The sequence below is a fragment of the Mesorhizobium shangrilense genome (genome assembly GCF_040537815.1).
GTDB lineage: Bacteria > Pseudomonadota > Alphaproteobacteria > Rhizobiales > Rhizobiaceae > Mesorhizobium > Mesorhizobium shangrilense.
The window spans coordinates 4477673-4495134 of the sequence record NZ_JBEWSZ010000001.1; the positions used below are offsets into that span (position 1 = coordinate 4477673).

General features: G+C 63.9%; 14 protein-coding genes. 10 read left to right on the forward strand and 4 right to left on the reverse strand.

Annotated features, from left to right (window positions below):
- The first annotated feature begins 75 nt into the window (after positions 1 to 75).
- Positions 76 to 990 carry a LysR family transcriptional regulator gene (locus tag ABVQ20_RS21625; RefSeq protein WP_354461504.1) on the forward strand — a complete coding sequence of 305 codons (915 nt, stop codon included), beginning with the start codon at positions 76 to 78 and terminating at the stop codon, positions 988 to 990.
- Positions 991 to 1057: 67 nt separating this feature from the next.
- On the opposite strand, the gene ABVQ20_RS21630 is transcribed toward ABVQ20_RS21625, so the two are convergent.
- The 3 genes from ABVQ20_RS21630 to ABVQ20_RS21640 all read right to left on the reverse strand — a co-directional run bounded on the left by ABVQ20_RS21630 (position 1058) and on the right by ABVQ20_RS21640 (position 3830).
- Positions 1058 to 2095: an extracellular solute-binding protein gene (locus ABVQ20_RS21630; RefSeq protein WP_354461505.1), complete on the reverse strand. Its 1038-nt coding sequence runs from the start codon at positions 2093 to 2095 to the stop codon at positions 1058 to 1060.
- A gap of 83 nt (positions 2096 to 2178) precedes the next feature.
- On the reverse strand, positions 2179 to 3000 hold the full coding sequence (locus ABVQ20_RS21635; RefSeq protein ID WP_354461506.1) for an ABC transporter permease: 822 nt from the start codon (positions 2998 to 3000) through the stop codon (positions 2179 to 2181).
- Positions 2997 to 3830 carry an ABC transporter permease gene (locus tag ABVQ20_RS21640; protein WP_354461507.1) on the reverse strand — a complete coding sequence of 278 codons (834 nt, stop codon included), beginning with the start codon at positions 3828 to 3830 and terminating at the stop codon, positions 2997 to 2999. The genes ABVQ20_RS21635 and ABVQ20_RS21640 overlap by 4 nt, the downstream gene beginning before the upstream one ends.
- A 257-nt stretch (positions 3831 to 4087) precedes the next feature.
- On the opposite strand from ABVQ20_RS21640, the gene ABVQ20_RS21645 reads away from it, so the two are divergent.
- The 9 genes from ABVQ20_RS21645 to ABVQ20_RS21685 all read left to right on the forward strand — a co-directional run bounded on the left by ABVQ20_RS21645 (position 4088) and on the right by ABVQ20_RS21685 (position 15905).
- Positions 4088 to 4894, forward strand: a complete 807-nt coding sequence (locus tag ABVQ20_RS21645; RefSeq protein WP_354461508.1) for an IclR family transcriptional regulator — start codon at positions 4088 to 4090, stop codon at positions 4892 to 4894.
- A gap of 26 nt (positions 4895 to 4920) precedes the next feature.
- A complete protein-coding gene (locus ABVQ20_RS21650) occupies positions 4921 to 5721 on the forward strand; it encodes an inositol monophosphatase family protein (protein ID WP_354461509.1) in 801 nt (266 codons plus the stop codon).
- 149 nt (positions 5722 to 5870) lie between these two features.
- Positions 5871 to 6833: an NUDIX hydrolase gene (locus ABVQ20_RS21655; RefSeq protein ID WP_354461510.1), complete on the forward strand. Its 963-nt coding sequence runs from the start codon at positions 5871 to 5873 to the stop codon at positions 6831 to 6833.
- Positions 6834 to 6899: 66 nt separating this feature from the next.
- Entirely contained in the window at positions 6900 to 7874 is a 975-nt protein-coding gene (gene nadA, locus ABVQ20_RS21660) for a quinolinate synthase NadA (protein WP_354461511.1), read from the forward strand.
- Complete coding sequence (locus ABVQ20_RS21665; RefSeq protein WP_354461512.1) at positions 7871 to 9421, forward strand: L-aspartate oxidase; 1551 nt, start codon at positions 7871 to 7873, stop codon at positions 9419 to 9421. The genes nadA and ABVQ20_RS21665 overlap by 4 nt, the downstream gene beginning before the upstream one ends.
- A gap of 3 nt (positions 9422 to 9424) precedes the next feature.
- Positions 9425 to 10273 (forward strand): carboxylating nicotinate-nucleotide diphosphorylase, encoded by an 849-nt coding sequence (nadC, locus tag ABVQ20_RS21670; RefSeq protein WP_354461513.1) that lies wholly within the window; start codon positions 9425 to 9427, stop codon positions 10271 to 10273.
- 402 nt (positions 10274 to 10675) lie between these two features.
- Positions 10676 to 14806, forward strand: a complete 4131-nt coding sequence (locus ABVQ20_RS21675; RefSeq protein WP_354461514.1) for a Pls/PosA family non-ribosomal peptide synthetase — start codon at positions 10676 to 10678, stop codon at positions 14804 to 14806.
- On the forward strand, positions 14803 to 15252 hold the full coding sequence (locus ABVQ20_RS21680) for a GNAT family N-acetyltransferase (protein WP_354461515.1): 450 nt from the start codon (positions 14803 to 14805) through the stop codon (positions 15250 to 15252). The genes ABVQ20_RS21675 and ABVQ20_RS21680 overlap by 4 nt, the downstream gene beginning before the upstream one ends.
- Positions 15249 to 15905 (forward strand): 4'-phosphopantetheinyl transferase family protein, encoded by a 657-nt coding sequence (locus ABVQ20_RS21685; RefSeq protein WP_354461516.1) that lies wholly within the window; start codon positions 15249 to 15251, stop codon positions 15903 to 15905. The genes ABVQ20_RS21680 and ABVQ20_RS21685 overlap by 4 nt, the downstream gene beginning before the upstream one ends.
- A gap of 60 nt (positions 15906 to 15965) precedes the next feature.
- Here the strand turns inward: ABVQ20_RS21685 and ABVQ20_RS21690 are convergent, their stop codons facing one another.
- Positions 15966 to 17459 (reverse strand): efflux transporter outer membrane subunit, encoded by a 1494-nt coding sequence (locus tag ABVQ20_RS21690; protein ID WP_354461517.1) that lies wholly within the window; start codon positions 17457 to 17459, stop codon positions 15966 to 15968.
- Positions 17460 to 17462 lie beyond the last annotated feature (3 nt).

Here is a 17462-nt window from a genome sequence, read left to right on the forward strand (position 1 = left end):
TTCCGTGACGCGATCATATCGTTTTCCTTAATCGTCAAGTTGCGATAGATTCGACTGGGTTGATGCGAGAATGGAATGATCTCCAACAGGCGACTGATCCCCGACATCGAAAAGCTGCAGGCCTTCGAATGCGCGGCACGGCACGGCAGTTTCACGCAGGCGGCAGCGGAACTCAGCCTGACGCAGAGCGCCGTCAGTCGCCAGATCAAGGAGCTGGAAGCGCAGCTGGGAGTGCTTCTGTTCGAGCGCGTGCGCCAGCGCGTGGTTCTGTCGAGCGTTGGGCATAGATTCCTGCCGGAGGTGCGCAGGCTGCTTGCCGACACGGAAGAAACCATGCTGCGCGCCATGACCGGATCGCAAGCGACCTCCCTCAGCCTAGCGACCTTGCCGACATTCGGCAGCCGCTGGCTGGTGCCGCGCCTGCCGGACTTCCTGGCCGGCAATCCCGGCGTGGTCGTCAATGTTGCATCACGTTCGGCGCCGTTCGACCTGGAGGAGCAAGCCTTCGACGCCGCCATCCACTATGGCAAGCCGGTCTGGGCGAATGCGCGCTGCCGCTACATCTGCCGCGAGGTGATCCTACCGGTGGCAAGTCCCGGCTTCCTCGCCGGCCAGTCCGTCGACAGCCCGACCGATCTCGCAGCCGGGCCATTGCTGCATCTGGCGACGCGGCCGAAGGCCTGGGTCAACTGGTTCCAGTCGACCGGCATGGATGGCGACGGGGCCTATCACGGTCACCGTTTCGACCAGTTCACCATGGTCATCGAGGCCGCCGCGGCAGGGCTAGGCTTCGCGCTGCTGCCACGCTATCTCATCGAAAAGGAGCTTGATGAAGGCCAGTTGCAGGTGGTGTTCGACCTGCCGATGACGACCGAGAACAGCTATTATTTCGTGATGCCGGAAGGCAAGCTCGAACATCCCCTGGCAAACCGGTTCTATGACTGGATCGCCGGCAAGGTTTCACAGACCGAGGCTCCTCCAACTCTGTAGCCGGCAAATTACCGACCGCACTGCCCGCGCAGTCTAGTGCGCGGGCGGCGGTATCAGCCAACAAGTCTTACTTCGCGAGCTTGTCCCAGCCTTCGGCGATGTTCTTGATCGCGCCGGAGAAGCTGGCGAGGTTGGTCGGGAAGCGAACCCTCTCATAGGCGCTTGCCGGCAGCATCTTGGCCTTCACCGCGTCGGACAATGCGATATCGCGGGTCGGGTGCGCATAGCCCTCGGCCAGCAGGTGCTGGCCTTCGTCCGAGAACAGGAAGTCAATGGCGACCTTGGCGGCATTGGGGTGCGGAGCGGCCGTGCTGATGTACTGGGCAAACAGCATGCCGACGGTGCCGTCGGTTGGTATGATCACCTGGAGCGGCAGGCCGGTGGCGTCGCGCTTGGCAAAGCCGTCGAAGTCGTAGACCATCGAGATCGGGCATTCGCCCTTCTGCACGGAGGCCACGTTCAGCACTACGCCGTTGCGCAGATTGCCGCTGTCGCGCAGCTGCTTGAACCAGTCGAGGCCCGGCTGCACATTGTCCTCGCCGCCGCCATTCGCGTAGGCCGCGGCCAGCACCGAAGCAGTCGCATAGCTGGAGATGCGCGGGTCGCGGCTACAGACCATGTCCTTGTAGTCGGGCTTCAGCAGGTCGTTCCACGTCTGCGGCGCGACCTTGACCTTGTCGGTGTTGACCAGGAAGGCGATGGCGCCCCAGTAGGACGAGGCCCAGCGGCCATCGGCATCCTTGTATTGCGGCTTGATGCTGTCCCACGACGCATTCTTGTAGCTGGCGGCGAGGCCGTTCTCCAGCAAACGTTCGGTGAAATCATAGCCGATATCAGCGATGTCCATCACCGGCGCGTCCTTTTCCGCCAGGAGATGGGTGATCTGTTCGGCCGAGGTCATGTCGGTGTCGACATGCTTGAGACCGAACTTGCTCTCGATCTCGCCGAAGATCGCGCCGAGATTGACCCAGTCATCCGACATGCCGTAGCTGACATACTGCCCCTCGGCCTTGGCTGCCGTGAGCGTGTCTTCGGCCATTGCCGGCAACGCCTGAAACGCAAAGGCGCTGGCGCCAAGAAGCACGGCTAACAGTCTCTTGTTCATTTTCGTCTCTCCAAATGCGGGTCGATCTCGGTCTGCCTTCGCGCCCGCTCGCGACGGCATGTCTGGGATGCTGGGTTTCCGCGCTAACGGCCTCGGACTGGGCTGTCGGCTTGTCGCCGCTTGGCCGGCCGCCCGGCCGTCCACAGGATGGCGAGCGAAATGATCCAGGCGATCACGAAGCTCATCAGCGCCAGCGCGCTGGCCTGCCGCGCATCGGAACGCGTGAATTCGACGAGATAGATCGGGAATGTCTTCAGCCGAGTGCCGATCAGCAGGTTGGCCAGGACGAACTCCGAAAAGACCGCCGAGAGCACCAGCAGGCTGCCATTGACGATGCCGGAGGCGATGTTGGGCACGATGACCCAGGCCAGGACCTGCAGGGGATTCGCGCCAAGGCTTTGCGCCGCCTCGACAAGCAGGCGCGTGTCCACGCTTTCCAGCGTGTTCATGACGGCGCGGTACATGAAGGGTAGCGTGACAATCACATAGGCCGCGATCAGGATGTTGGGCGTGTTGATGAGCGGCAGCGGCAGTTTCGAGTAGAGCCGGATCAGGCCGAGCGCCAGCACGACTCCCGGTAGGGAAAACGGCACGATCGACAGGAATTCGAGCCATGGTTTCGCATGCGGAAGTCTTGTGTGAGCGACATAGGCCGCCGGCACCACGATGATCAGCGAAACCAGCATCGATGTCATGGCGACCCAGAATGAATTCAGCAGCGTATCGGTGAAGGCGGAGCGCGACGCGACCTTGATCCACCAATTCAGTGTCAGGCCCTCCGGCCACAGAGTGCGGTCCCAGCGCGTCGCGACGGAAAACAGCGCGGTGGCGACCACCGGGACGGTCATGAAGGCGACGAAGACGCCGATGACCGGCGCTCGCCATGTTAGAGAGCCCGCGTTCATGCCGTGCGCCTCATCCGGCGCGCGAAATACTGGTAGGCGAGCAGGCAGGCGGCCATCACCAGCAGCGAGAGAATGGCAAGTGCATCCGCGAGCGCCGGATCGAGCACGACTTCCCCGCGCACCAGAGCGGCGATCTGCACGGGTATGAGATTGACGTCGGACCCGGTCAGCGTCCAGGCGGTCGCGTAGGCGCCAAAGGCATTGGCAAACACCAGGAAGAAGCTTGCCGATATCGCCGGCGCCAGGATCGGCAGGGCGACACGCCGCCAATATTGCAATGTCGTGGCGCCGAGTATCTCGGCGGCTTCCCGCCATTCCGGCCGCAGCCCCAGAAGCGCCGGCATCACCAGCAGGATGGCGAGTGGGGTCTGGAAATAGAGGTATGCGATGCCGAGCCCAGTGATCGAGTAGATGCGGAAATCCGGATAGAGCTGAATTCCGAGATAGCCGAGCAGAAGCGTGACGAAACCGGTGGATCCCAGCGTGATCACGAAAGCGAAAGCCAGTGGCGCACCGCCGAAATTCGCCGCGACATTGGCGAGCGCCGTCATGGCATGCCGCATCGCGGGACTGTGGGACGTGACGATGGCGTAGGCGACCACCGAGCCGAAGAGCGTGCCGCCGAATGCCGTAGCGACGGCCAGTTTCAGGCTGTTGGTAAAAGCCGTCAGCGTCGTCGGCGTCAGGGCGCGTGCGAAATTGTCCAGCGTCGGGCCGCCCTCTCCGGTCAGGCTGGACCGCAGCAGGGTGAGGACCGGCAGGATTTCGAAAGCCAGGACAAAAGCCAGGAACGGCGCCAGACCGATCCAGGTGAGCCAATGACGATTCATGCGGCGTATCATCATGCAACCGCAAGGGCGTTGCCGTTGCTGTCAAAGCGATCATCGAAATGGCTTTGGTCGGCAGCGGAATGCCCAATCCGCGATGTCGCGACTATCAACAGCATGATCTGTTCCGTGGTTTTTCAGGCCCGGCGCTGCACCGGTCAAAAATGATGGATCGCGCTATTGTTTAGTAATACTAAATAGTGTTTATTATTAATGCATGAGGTGCATGTCTGTTTGATGACGCCCGACAGGATTGTTCGATGACCGGAGACCGATATCGGGTGCAAAGTGTCGGCCGCGCGCTCGACATCATCGACAAGATCGCCAACGCGGGAAAAGACGGTGCCCGCTTGACCGACCTGGCGCTGGCGGCGGGAATCACCAAGGCAGCCGCCTATGCGATCCTGCTCAGCCTGAAGGCGGCAGGCATCGTGTCCGACACCGGTGAAGGCATGAGCAAGCGCTACCGGCTCGGTCTTGCATTGGTTCGGCTTGGCGATCTTGCGGCAGCCGGCACAGGCGTGGCCGAAGTCGCGATGCCGATCCTGCGCCAGCTGACGCAGGCGACCGGCATCACCTCGCGTGTGGCGATATGGGACGAGGATGCGGCTGTCGTCGTCGGCCGCGCCGATGCGCCCGACGCCATTCGTTTCGATGCCGCGCTCGGACGACGCGAGCGGCCGCACTGTTCGGCGGTCGGCAAGATCTTTCTCGCGGCAATGCCTCGCCAGCAGGCGATCGACATACTTGAGCGTGTCGGCTATCCGGCACGGACACCCAAGACCCTCAGCACGATACCGGCGCTCACGTCAGCGCTCGACACGGTCGTCTCCCGCCATTTTGCGCTGGACGACGAGGAAGATCATGCAGGGGTCGTCTGCATCGCGGCCGCGATCTTCGGCCATGACGGCGCGGCCATCGGCGCGATCAGCGTCACCACGCTCAAGCAATTGCTGCCGGACCACGCTTTGCCGCCGTTGACCCACGCGCTGATAGAACACGCGGACCGAATCTCGGTGGCGCTTGGCGGCTTGCCGGCAGCGGCGTCATGGCCGGCGAAGGCATGACCCTACCTGCCGGAGACTATCAGCCAATGCCCTCGAATGAGATCGAGCTTGCTCAGCGTTTCGACTTCGCCGTTGCGTTGGCCAGGCAGGCGGGCGCCGTCGCCATGCACTACTTTCGCAAGGGTGGAGATTTGCGGACGGTCGAGAAAGGCCCGCAGGACCTAGTCACCATCGCGGACCATGACGTCGATTGCCTGATCCGCCATTCGATTGGGGAGCACTTTCCCGATGACGGCATTCTCACCGAAGAATCGGGAGGCAAGATCGCGCAAGCTACCTGGGTGATCGACCCGATCGACGGCACCGGAAATTTCGCGCGCGGCATAGCAAGCTTCGCGATTTCCATCGCCTTCTGCGTCGGAGGCATCGCACGGATCGGCATCGTGTTCGATCCCGTGGCGGATGAGATGTTCACGGCATGGCGCGGCCACGGTGCTTTCTGCAATGGCGCGCCGATGCATGTCAGCGCTACGCAGGACATCCGGCAGGCTGCCGTGGAAGCCGGCTATTCGCGCAAGGCACCGCTGGCCGACTATCTGGCCCTGCTCGACCGTCTTCTCGATGCCGGTTGCGAATTCATGCAGTTCGGGTCGGCGGCGCGCGGCCTTGCGCAGGTCGCCTCGGGGCGTATCGACGCCTATGTCGAAGCCCATCTCTTCGCCTGGGATGTGCTGGCGGGGTTGCTGCTGGTGGAAGAGGCCGGCGGCTGCACGACCGGTTTTCCGCTTGTCGGGGACGGACAGCACGGCCTGGCCGTTTTCGCCTGCACGCCGGGCATCGGAGCGCCGTTGCGCGCGATCGTCGATGCTCGGGGAAAGACAAGGTAACCCTAGGCAGGCGGTAAATGCCATCATATGCGGAGCTGGGTCTGAAACGGCTGCAATGTTGACGGGCGCAAGGCAGCAGTCCACTTTTTGCCTGGCTCGCTCCCTCGGGCGATTTCATACCCGCAATTCCGTTGAAACCAGTGCAGGACATGACCAGACAAGCCGCCAAACAGCCCGCTGGAGATAACCGCAGCCAGACTGTCAGCGCAGACCTGATCGCCGTCGTGATCGCCGTGACGGATGGCAAGCCACGCGTGCTGACCGTTGGCCACGAAGGCGCCCTGCCATCTGGTCCGTTCGAACTCGGCCATCGCTCCCTGCAGTCCGGCCTCAGGGCATGGGTGGAGCGGCTGACCCACCATCCGCTGGGCTACATCGAACAGCTCTATACATTCGCCGACCGCGACCGGGCCGGCGACGAACCCGTGCAACGGGTGATCTCGATCAGCTATCTCGGACTGACGCGCGAGGAGCCGGCTGTCGGACCGACAACACATAGCTGGCGCAACTGGTATGATTACTTCCCCTGGGAAGATCACCGTGCCGGCGTGCCGGCTGTTTTGCCGGCTATCTTGATGCCTCGGCTGCAGGCATGGGCCGACGATGCTGAACACCCCGACATGCGGCATGACCGCTGGCAGCGTGCGGCGATCGCCTTTGGCCTGGACGGCCGTGCCTGGAACGAGGAACTTGTCCTGCAGCGCTATGAACTGCTCTACGAGGCCGCGCTGGTGGCGGAGGCCTTGCGAGGATCAGCTGCCGGCAGCACGCCGGCTGTCCCAGGCCAGCCGATGATTGCCGACCACCGTCGTATCCTGGCGACGGGCATCGCCAGGCTTCGAACCAAGATCAAATACCGCCCTGTCGTGTTCGAACTGATGCCGCCGGCATTTACCCTGCTGCAACTGCAACGCACCGTGGAGGCGCTGTCCGGCGGGCTGGTGCACAAGCAGAATTTCAGGCGGCTCATCGAACAGCAGGACCTTGTCGAGGAAACCGGCGAGACGATGTCCGACACCGGCGGACGCCCCGCCAAGCGCTTCCGCTTCCGCCAGACGGTGCTGGCGGAACGGGCTGTCGCAGGTACGAAATTACCACTTTCGCGCGCTTGACTTTCCTTATGCTCAAGTTAAGCATATGCCCTTGTTATACTCAACCGGAGCATAATGAGAGCCATGATGTCTACCCCTTCCGCACGCAGCGCCGCCCTGTACGATCGGGTCAAGCGCGTCATTCCTCCCATCGAATGGCCGGTGTTTGCGGGGGATGTCGAGGCCATCCTTGACCTCAAACGGCAAAGAAACGCGGTCATCCTGGCGCATAATTATCAGACGCCGGAGATCTTCCACTGCGTCGCCGACATCGTTGGCGACAGCCTGGCGCTCGCCCGCAAGGCGATGACGGTCGAAGCAGACGTGATCGTTCTCGCCGGGGTGCATTTCATGGCCGAGACGGCCAAGCTGCTCAACCCGGACAAGACCGTGCTCATTCCGGACACGCAAGCCGGCTGTTCGCTGGCCGACTCCATCACCGCCGCGGATGTCCGGCTCCTGCGGCAGCGTTATCCCGGGGTGCCGATCGTCACCTATGTCAACACATCCGCCGCCGTGAAGGCGGAGTCCGACATCTGCTGCACGTCGGGCAATGCCAAGGCGATCGTTGAAGCGCTCGGCGTGCCGCAGGTGATCATGCTGCCGGATGAATATCTGGCCCAGAATATCGCCGCCCAGACCGCCGTGAAGATCATTGCCTGGAAAGGCCATTGCGAGGTGCATGAGCGGTTCAGCCCGGCCGATATCCGCCAATTGCGCGAAGACCATCCTGGCGTGACCGTTCTGGCCCATCCCGAATGTCCGCCGGAAGTGGTCGCCGAAGCCGATTTCTCCGGCTCCACGGCCGCCATGTCCGACTATGTCGGACAAAAAAAGCCGACGCGGGTCGTGCTGATGACGGAGTGCTCGATGAGCGACAATGTCGCGGTCGATCATCCCGACGTCGAGTTCATCCGCCCCTGCAACCTGTGCCCGCACATGAAGCGAACCACGCTGGGCAACATCCGCGAGGCCCTGGAGCAAAACCGGCATATCGTGAGCATCGATCCCCGGATCGCCGGCCGGGCGCGGCTCGCCGTCGAGCGGATGCTGGCGATATGAACGTGGATGTTCATGCAGGTGACGGCCGACCGGTCATCATCGGCGGGGGAATCGCGGGGCTGATGACGGCGCTTCGCCTGGCGCCGGAGCCCGTGCTCCTCCTGTCGAAATCCGCGCTGGGCGCGGAGGCATCGAGCACCCTGGCACAGGGTGGCCTGGCGGTCAGCCTTGGCGTCGACGACAATCCGGCTCTGCATCTCGCCGATACACTCGCCGCCGGCGATGGTCTCTGTGACATCCATGCCGCAAGCAGCATCGTGCACGCAGCCGCAACCGAGGTCGAAGCGCTGGCCGGTCTTGGCGTTCGCTTCGATCGCGATCAGGGCGGAAGGCCACAGCTTGGCCTGGAGGCCGCGCATTCACGGCACCGCATCGTTCATGCCGCTGGAGATGGCACCGGCCGCGAACTCGTGCGGGCATTGATCGCCGCCGTCCACAACACGCCGAGCATCACAGTGGTCACGGGCATGGAGGCGCGGCGGCTCATCACGCATGATGGCGCCATCGCAGGCGTGCTTGCCGAAGGTGCCAAAGGTCCGGTGCTGTTGGCCACGCAGCGTGTCGTCATCGCCACCGGTGGCATTGGCGGCCTGTTCCGCGATACGACAAACCCGCTTGGCTGCATCGGCCAGGGCCTGGCGCTGGCGGCGCGGGCCGGCGCGGACCTCGCCGACATGGAGTTCATCCAGTTTCATCCAACGGCGCTCGATGGTCCGGCACGGCCCATGCCTCTGGTCAGCGAGGCCGTGCGCGGCGAAGGCGCAATCCTGATCGACGAGGCCGGCCGGCGTGTTCTCGAGGGTGTGCCGGGAGCCGATCTTGCGACGCGCGATGTCGTGGCCCGCGCGGTCTGGAAACATCTGGCAGAGGATCACAAGGTCTATCTCGATGCACGCCAAAGACCCGGCCGCGACTTCGCGTCCCGCTTTCCGGCCATCCATGCCTTCTGCAGGAGTGTCGGCATCGACCCGGCGAACGGCCCCATCCCGATCCGCCCCGCCGCGCACTACCACATGGGCGGCATCGCGGTGGATGGGGACGGGCGGAGCTCCGTCAACCGACTGTGGGCTTGCGGCGAAGCGGCCTGCACCGGTCTTCACGGCGCCAACCGGCTGGCCAGCAATTCTCTGACGGAGGCCGTGGTTTGCTCCAGACAGGTGGCGCAAAGCGTTGCCGGCACAGTGCGCCAGAGCGCACGCCAACCAGTCGCCACGACCATGCCACCGCGGCCCGATCCCGCCTCCATACGCCCGATCCTGTCACGTGCCCTCGGCGTTCTGCGAACCGGTGAGGACCTCGGCAGCGCCATCGCCTCTCTGCTTCCCATCGCCCAGGGTCACACCGCTGCGTCAGACCCGGCGATCGTCGGCCTGATGATCGCGATCGCGGCCTTGCAACGCGAGGAAAGCCGGGGCGCGCATTTCAGGACGGATTTCCCGCAGAAGGCCACTAACGCGCAGCGCTCGCGCTTGCGCCTCGACGAGGCGCTCGACACGGCGCGCGCCTTGTCCTCTGAAACGACATTCCCACATGCCCGGAGCGCCTGAACCATGAGCCTTCCTCCACTTCCCGCGATCATGTTCGAACCGCTGGTGCGCGCGGCACTTCTGGAGGACCTTGGTCGTGCTGGCGACGTGACGACCAATGCCATCGTCCCAGCGGATCATCTGGAAACCATGGTGCTGGTCACTCGCCAGCCGGGCATCGTCGCCGGCCTCGACCTCGCGGCCCTTGCCTTCCGGCTGATCGACCCGGCCATCCAGATCAACGTCGAGCGACCCGACGGCAGTGCGGTCCGGGCGGGCGATGTCATCGCGACCGTCAGCGGTCCTGGCCGGGGTCTGCTGACAGCGGAGCGCACGGCGCTCAATTTCCTCAGCCATCTGAGCGGCATCGCCACGGCCACCGGCTCGGTGGTCGAGGCCGTGCGTGGACACAGGGCCAGGATCGTCTGCACCCGCAAGACGACACCCGGCCTGCGGGCGCTCGAGAAATACGCCGTGCGCGCCGGCGGCGGCTCGAACCACCGCTTCGGCCTCGACGACGCGGTGCTGATCAAGGACAACCACGTCGCCATCGCCAAGGGCATCCGCCCGGCGATCGAACGGGTGCGCGCCAGCGTCGGCCATCTGGTCAAGGTCGAAGTCGAGGTCGATACGCTGGATCAGCTCGACCAGGCCTTGAGCCTCGGCGTTGACGCCGTCCTGCTCGACAACATGTCGCTGGAGTATCTCGGCAAGGCTGTTGCGATGGTCGACGGTCGGGCGATCACCGAAGCGTCCGGAAGAGTTACCCCCACGACAGCGCCGGCCATCGCCGCCACCGGCGTCGATCTCATATCGATCGGCTGGCTGACCCACAGTGCGCCCGTGCTCGATATCGGGCTGGATTGCCGCTAGGGCTCTTGTTTTGACTAGGGCTCTTGTTTTGACGCAATTCCGGACGGGAGGCCGCTTCACACTTCCGTGTTTCAGAGCCTCTACCCGCCCTTCAGCGACGAAGGCGCGCAGAAATGTCTCAGTCGGTCAAGAATCGGCCATAGAATACTGCTTTCGGACAGCCCATCGCGTTCCCGATCATCGTTTTTTGTGATATCGGCCGCCTCAGATGGGCGAGAGTCGGGGGTGGACCGACAGTTGCCGCTTAGAATTGCGAACTCTTCTTCCATGCGGATCGCCATGGAGGAGAGATCAAGTACAGTTGGGCAAAGTCAGCCGACAGACGATGCTTGCTGGGACAAGCGGCACAACGCTCCGCGTGAAAACATATGACCGACGAAGTTCGGCTTATGACTGGAAAGTATGGAAATGGACCATAGTGTTGATGGGGCCGAACTCGGCCGGAGCGCAGCGTCAATTTCTGGCGGCCAGCCCCAAGGAAAGACCGGCTCGGATGCCACGGCAAGGGTTATCGCTGCTCCCGGCATGACCGCGCGCGCCCAGATTCTGACCGGCGCCGACTTTGCCGGGGAAGGACAGCCCGATGAGCGGCTCGATAAAGTCTTCGAGCAACTGGCCACGACCTTTGCTTCATTGCCGGCGGTGATCTCGGACGGGCGTACCTGGACCTATCAGGAGCTGAACAAGCGGGCCAACCAGTTCGCCCGCCTGCTGATCAAGCGCGGCGTGCGGCCGGGGCACCGTGTCGGGCTCATTCTCGACCGGTCGGCCGAAACCTATATTGCCGTGCTTGCGGTGATGAAGGCAGGCGCGGCTTTCGTTCCGCTGGCCACCGCCTTCCCGCAAGAGCGCATGACGCTCATCATCGAAGACGCCAGCGTGGGATTGATCGTCACCATCGCCGCCTATGCGTCGCGGGCCGACCAGTTGCCTGTCCCCCATGTGTTGATCGACAGCGCCGCTTCCGAGATCTCCGCGCAGTCCGACGCGCCGCTGAAGCCGCACAAGGTGCCCGCTGCAGCCGACGACACCTGCTACATCCTCTACACGTCGGGCACCACCGGCCGTCCCAAGGGCGTGGTCGTCAAGCACCAGAGCTTCGTCAACTTCGTACGGGTCGCCGCCGCCTCCTACGGATACCGGCCGGGCGATCGCGTCTATCAGGGCATGACCATCGCCTTCGACTTCTCCTCCGAGGAGATCTGGGTGCCCTTCGTCGCCGGCGCGACTGTCGTGCCGGCGCCCGGCCAGTTGCCCCTCGTGGGCGAGGAACTCGCGGATTTCCTGCGCCACCACGACATCACCTGCATGGCCTGCAGCCCGACGCTTCTGTCGTCGATGGCGAGCGACGTGCCGAGCCTGCGCACCCTGCTGGTGGGCGGTGAGGCCTGCCCGCACAATCTGGTGGTGCGCTGGACGAAGCCCGGACGGCAAATCCTCAACACCTATGGCCCGACAGAGGCGACCGTCACGGCAACAACGGGCGTGCTGACGCCCGACAGCGCTGTCACGATCGGTGCTCCGCTGCCGACCTACTCGATCGTCATTCTCGACCCAACAGTGTCGGAACTTGCCGCGCCTGGTGAACTGGGCGAGATCGGCATTGCCGGCATCGGGCTCGCCGTCGGCTATCTCAACCGGCCCGACCTGACCGAACAGAAGTTCATTGCCGACTTCCTCGACCTGCCGAACAACCCGTCGAAGCGCATCTACCGGACGGGTGACCTTGGGCGGATCAACGACAACGGCGAGATCGAGTATAACGGGCGAATCGACACCCAGGTGAAGATCCGCGGCTACCGTATCGAACTCGGCGAGATCGAGGCGGTGCTGCTGGAGCAGCCCGACATCGCGCAGGCCGCCGTCACCACCTGGGAGATCGAGCCCGGCCGCGTCGAACTCGTCGCCTACTATGCACCCAAGACCGGCGTAGCGGCGATATCGCGTGCCGATATTGCCCAGACGATGAAGCGACGCCTGCCGGACTACATGGTGCCCTCCTATCTGGAGGAACTGCCGGCGATCCCGATGACGGTCTCCAACAAGGTGGACCTTCGCCAGTTGCCGAAGCCGACGAGCGTTCGGTTGTCGGCCGACCAGGCGATGGTGCCCCCCGGCAATGACGATGAGCGCTTCCTGGCCGAGGCGCTGGCCGACGTGCTGAAATTCGACGAGGTGTCCGTCGAGGATAATTTCTTCGACGATCTCGGCGCCAACTCGCTGCTGATGGCCCATTTCTGCGCGCGCGTGCGCACCAGGAAGGAATGGGCGACGACGTCGATGCGCGACATCTACCTCTATCCGACAGTGGCGCGCCTGGCGAAACATCTGTGCGTGCCGGAAGAGATGACGATGGCCAGCAACGAGCCGGTCCTGACCCACCGGACATCGAACCTCGTCTACTGGACCTGCGGAATGGCGCAGTTGGCGTTCTACGGGCTCTACAGCTACGTTGGATTGTGGTCGCTCAACTACGGCCTCAACTGGGTCTATGATGCCCTCGACGAACCGCTGAAACTCTACCTGCGCTGCGTGCTGCTTTCGGCTGGCGTGTTCTTCGGCATGACGGGCTTTGCCGTGCTTGCCAAATGGGTGCTCGTCGGCCGCTGGAAGGCGGAAGCATTTCCCATCTGGGGCCTGCGCTATTATCGCTTCTGGGTGGTCAAGACACTGATCCGCACGGCGCCCGTCGTCCTGTTCCGCGGCAGCCCGCTCTACAGCATCTATCTGCAGCTTCTCGGCACCAGGCTTGGGCGCAACGCCGTCATCGAATCCCGCTCCGTGCCCGTCTGCACGGATCTGATCTCGATTGGTGACAACACGATCCTGCGCAAGGAATCGATGGTTCTCGGCTACCGCGCCCAGTCCGGCTATATCCATACCGGGCCGATCGCCATCGGCCGCGGTGCCTTCGTGGGCGTGGGCTGCACGATCGATATCGACACCAGGATCGGCGACAACGCCCAGCTCGGCCATTCATCCTCGCTGCAGCGTGGGCAGAGCATTCCGGACGGCGAGCACTGGCATGGATCGCCACCGGTGCCGACCACGGCCGACTATTGCAAGGTCCGCAACGTCAATCCGTCCCATGTCCGGCGCGTGCTCTACGAGACGGCGCAACTGGTGGTGCTGTTTACCCTCGTCACCCCGCTGCCGCTTCTGTTCCACAGCTACTGGCAGAATGTCAGCGACGACTATCAGGAGACGATCGGCATTGTCGCGATCGGCACCGTGGTCACGCTTTTCGGCTATATCGCCGTGGCCTTCCTCGCGGCAACGCTGGTGCCACGGGTGGTGAGCCTGCTTCTGAAGCCCGGCCGCACCTACACGCTCTACGGTTTCCGCTACTGGCTGCAGACCGTCGCCGAATTCTCCAGCAATTCCCGCGTCCTCAATCTCCTGTTCGGCGACAGCTCGGCGATCGTGCACTACATGCGCGCCATCGGCTGGAACCTGAACACGGTGGTGCAGACCGGCTCCAACTTCGGCAGCAACCAGCAGCATGAAAATCCGCTGCTCTGCGACATCGGCAGCCAGACCATGGTGTCGGACGGTCTGTTCATGATCAATATGCACAAGTCCGCCACCGCGTTCAGGCTGGAGCAGACCCGGATTGGCGAGCGCAACTATCTCGGCAACAACATCTACTATCCCCCGGACGGCCGCACCGGCGACAACTGCCTGCTCGGCACCAAGGTGATGGTGCCGATCGACGGGCCGATGCGCGAGAATGTCGGCCTGCTGGGTTCGCCCTCCTTTGAAATCCCGCGCATGGTGAACCGCGACAAGGAACTGATCGCCGGCATAAGCGAGGAAGAGCGGCGCAAACGCATCCGGTACAAGAATTTCTACAACGCGGTGACGGTGCTTCTGTTCGTGGCGGTTCAGTGGACCACGCTGTTCGCCACGCTGGTGATCTGGGACCGCGCGCTCAACTATTATACCGACTGGGCGGAGGTGGCGTTGTTCGTCGCCGTGCTGCTGACCTCGGCGATCAGCATTCCGTTCTACATCCTGATCGAGCGGGCCAGCCTCGGCTTTGGCAGGCTGAAGCCGCAGATGACGACGATCTATGACGTCAAATTCTGGCGCCACGAACGTCATTGGAAACTGTCGGACTCGCCGATTACGCGGCTGTTCGGCGGCACGCCGTTCCGGCCGATCATCCTGCGCCTGCTGGGCGTCAAGGTGGGCAAGCGGGTCTATGACGGCGGCAGCAACCTGACCGAACGCTCCCTGGTGGAGATCGGCGATGACGTCACCCTCAACGAGGGCTGCGTCATCCAGGCCCATTCGTTGGAGGAAGGCGCCTTCAAGTCCGATTTCATCCGCATCGGCAAGGACTGCACGCTCGGACCGTCCGCCTTCATCCATTACGGCGTCGTGATGGGCGAAGGGTCCGTGGCCGATACGGATTCCTTCGTGATGAAGGGCGAAGAGCTGGAGCCCTATTCCCTATGGCGGGGCAATCCGGCCAAATTGCACCGGTTCGTCACGCCGGTTACGAACGGCGGTTCCGGGACAACGGCTTGAAGCCCGCCGAAATCCGCCTCGTTTCCGTGACCAGGGCCAACCGGGCCCTGGTCACGGCTCTGCAACTCGCCCCCGAACAGATGGATCTTGTCGCTGGCAATGCCGACTCCCTGGAAGAGGCCAAGAGTGATAAGGACGCGCGGCCACGTGTCGTGATGGCTGACGGCCGTGTCGTCGGTTTCCTGATGTATGACGCGTCGGAGGACGACGCGCAGATCTACCGCTTCATGATCGACCGCGCCCACCAGGGCAAAGGTTATGGCAAAGCAGCGTTGCGCGCGTTGCTCGACGAGATCAGGGACCTCGGCCACGTGAGAGAGATATCGATCTGCTACGAGCCCGAGAATGAGGCCGCGCGACAGCTCTATCGCGCCGCCGGCTTCGTGGAACAGGGGCTCGACGAGGACGGCGAAATGATCGCCATCCTGCCGGTGGGCGATCGTTGACGCCGCCGCCCTCTTCCGTGGCGAGTTCACTGGAAGAAACAGCCCTGCTGCGGGCGATGGCCGCGATCGCGCCGAGCGGTGTCCAGGTCGGATGCCGGCTGATCCGCGAAGGCGATGAAGCCCATCTGCTGCCCGAGGAAGCGCTTTCGATCCCGGCTCGCCAGCCGGCCATGCGGCGCGCGAGCGGTGCGGCACGCTGGATCGCGCATGGGCTGCTGGCGGATATCGGCTTCAACGACTTCACCATCCTGCGCGCGCCGTCGGGCGCGCCGGCGTGGCCCCGTGGGATAACGGGCTCGCTCGCGCATGACAACGAAATGGCCGTGGCGGCGGTTGCGCCTGCCTCCGACATCGGTTCCCTCGGCATCGACGTCGAGCCCGCGCAGCCGCTCCCGGATGACATTTTGGCACTCGTTGCAACCCATGCGGATGTGACGGACGCGTTGGACCGGGACCTTGCCGGCCGCATCCTGTTTTCAGCCAAGGAAGCCGTCTACAAGGCTGTCTATCCGCTTGATCGCCAGATCCTGGGCTATGAGGATATCGCCGTCGACCTGAACGCAGGGTTCGCCACGACGACGACGGGGCGCAGGGCGAGGCTCGCTTACTGCGTTGCTCCGCGCGTGGTTGTCCTGGCCTTTGTCCCCGGTTAGGTCCCGCGTTCCGGTCAGCACCATCAGGGCCTGCCCCGACAGGACTGGACCGCGGGCCTTTCACTGCGTCGCCGACTTGGACGCCAGTCGCGGACCGGTCTTGACGTCGACGATCTCGGGCTTCGCGGCGTCGACCGTCCCGTCCCAACCGCCGCCCAGCGCCTTGTTGAGCGCGATGTATTGCGTGGCGACCAGGACGCGGCTTTGCAGCATGGTGTCCTCGGCCGTGTAGAGCGAACGCTCGGCGTCGAGCACTTCGAGTAGGCTCGCCTCGCCGGCCTTGAAAAGCGTGGTTTCGAGGCGGGCCGCCTCGCCATAGGATTTCGCCGAGGAGGCAAGCTTGCCGACCCTGATGCGCTCCTGCGACAGCGAGACAAGAGCATTCTCCACATCCTCGAGCGCCGTCAGCACGGAGGAGCGGTAGGCGATGAAATATTGGTCGCGCTGGGCCTTGGCGACATCGACGGCCGCCTGCAACTGGCCGGCGTTGAACAATGGCATGCTGAGCTCCGGCCCGAACGACCAGCCGATCGACGAACTCTTGCCGAGGTCGCCGAGCTTCAGCGCGGCCGTGCTGATGTTTCCCGTCAGGCTGACCGAGGGATAGCGAGCCGCGTCGGCCTGGCCGATCTTGGCGGTATATTGCGCGTACTGGCGTTCCGCCATGCGCACGTCGGGACGCGACAGCAGAATGTCGGCGGGAATTCCGGTCGGCATCGGCAGGCGCGGCGCCGGGATCGGGGCGCCGCGCTTCAGCCGCTCGCTAAGTGCGGCCGGCGGCCGGCCGATGAGCACCGAAAGACGGTGCATGGCCTCTGCATAGCTTGCTTCCAGCGTCGGAATCGCGGCTTCCGTGCTGCTGGCCTGCCCCATGGCCTTGGCGACATCGGCCGCGGTTGCCGTGCCCGCCAGCGCCATCTGCCGGGTCAGTTCGGCGGTCTGCCTTTGCGATGCGGCCGAGCGCCGGGCCAGCGCAATGCGCGCCTGATAGCCGCGCGCCTGGGCATAGTAAGATGCGACATCTCCAACCAGGGTCAGCAGGGTCGAGCGCAGCTCCTCCTGGGACGCGTCCAAACCATAGCGGGCGGCTTCGACGCCCCTGCGGTTGGCGCCGAACAGGTCGAGTTCCCAGCTGGCGTCGAAGCCCGCCTGGTATTCGCTGTAGATGTCGTTGCTGCCGGACGTCGTCACGGCCGACTTGTTGTGGGTGACCGATCCGGAGTCGTCCACCGAGGGCAGCAATGCACCGGCGCTCTGGCGATAGCTTGCCCGCGCTTCGCGGATCTTGGCTTTCGCCGTGGCAACGTCGAGATTACCGGCAACCGCTTCCTCGACAAGACTGTCCAGCTCGGGATCGCGCAGCCGCTGCCACCATCGCGCCAGCTGCGCCGGTTGAGCAGACTTCGCCGGCTTCTGGCCGCTCCAGTTCGCCGGCATCGGCAGGATGGGCGTTTGATAGTCGGGGCCGACGACGCATCCGGCGAGAAGGGCTGCGCTGAAAATAGGCGCAAGGAGCCGCCTCGCGGCCACCGGGCCACGTTCTGAACCTGTCATGTG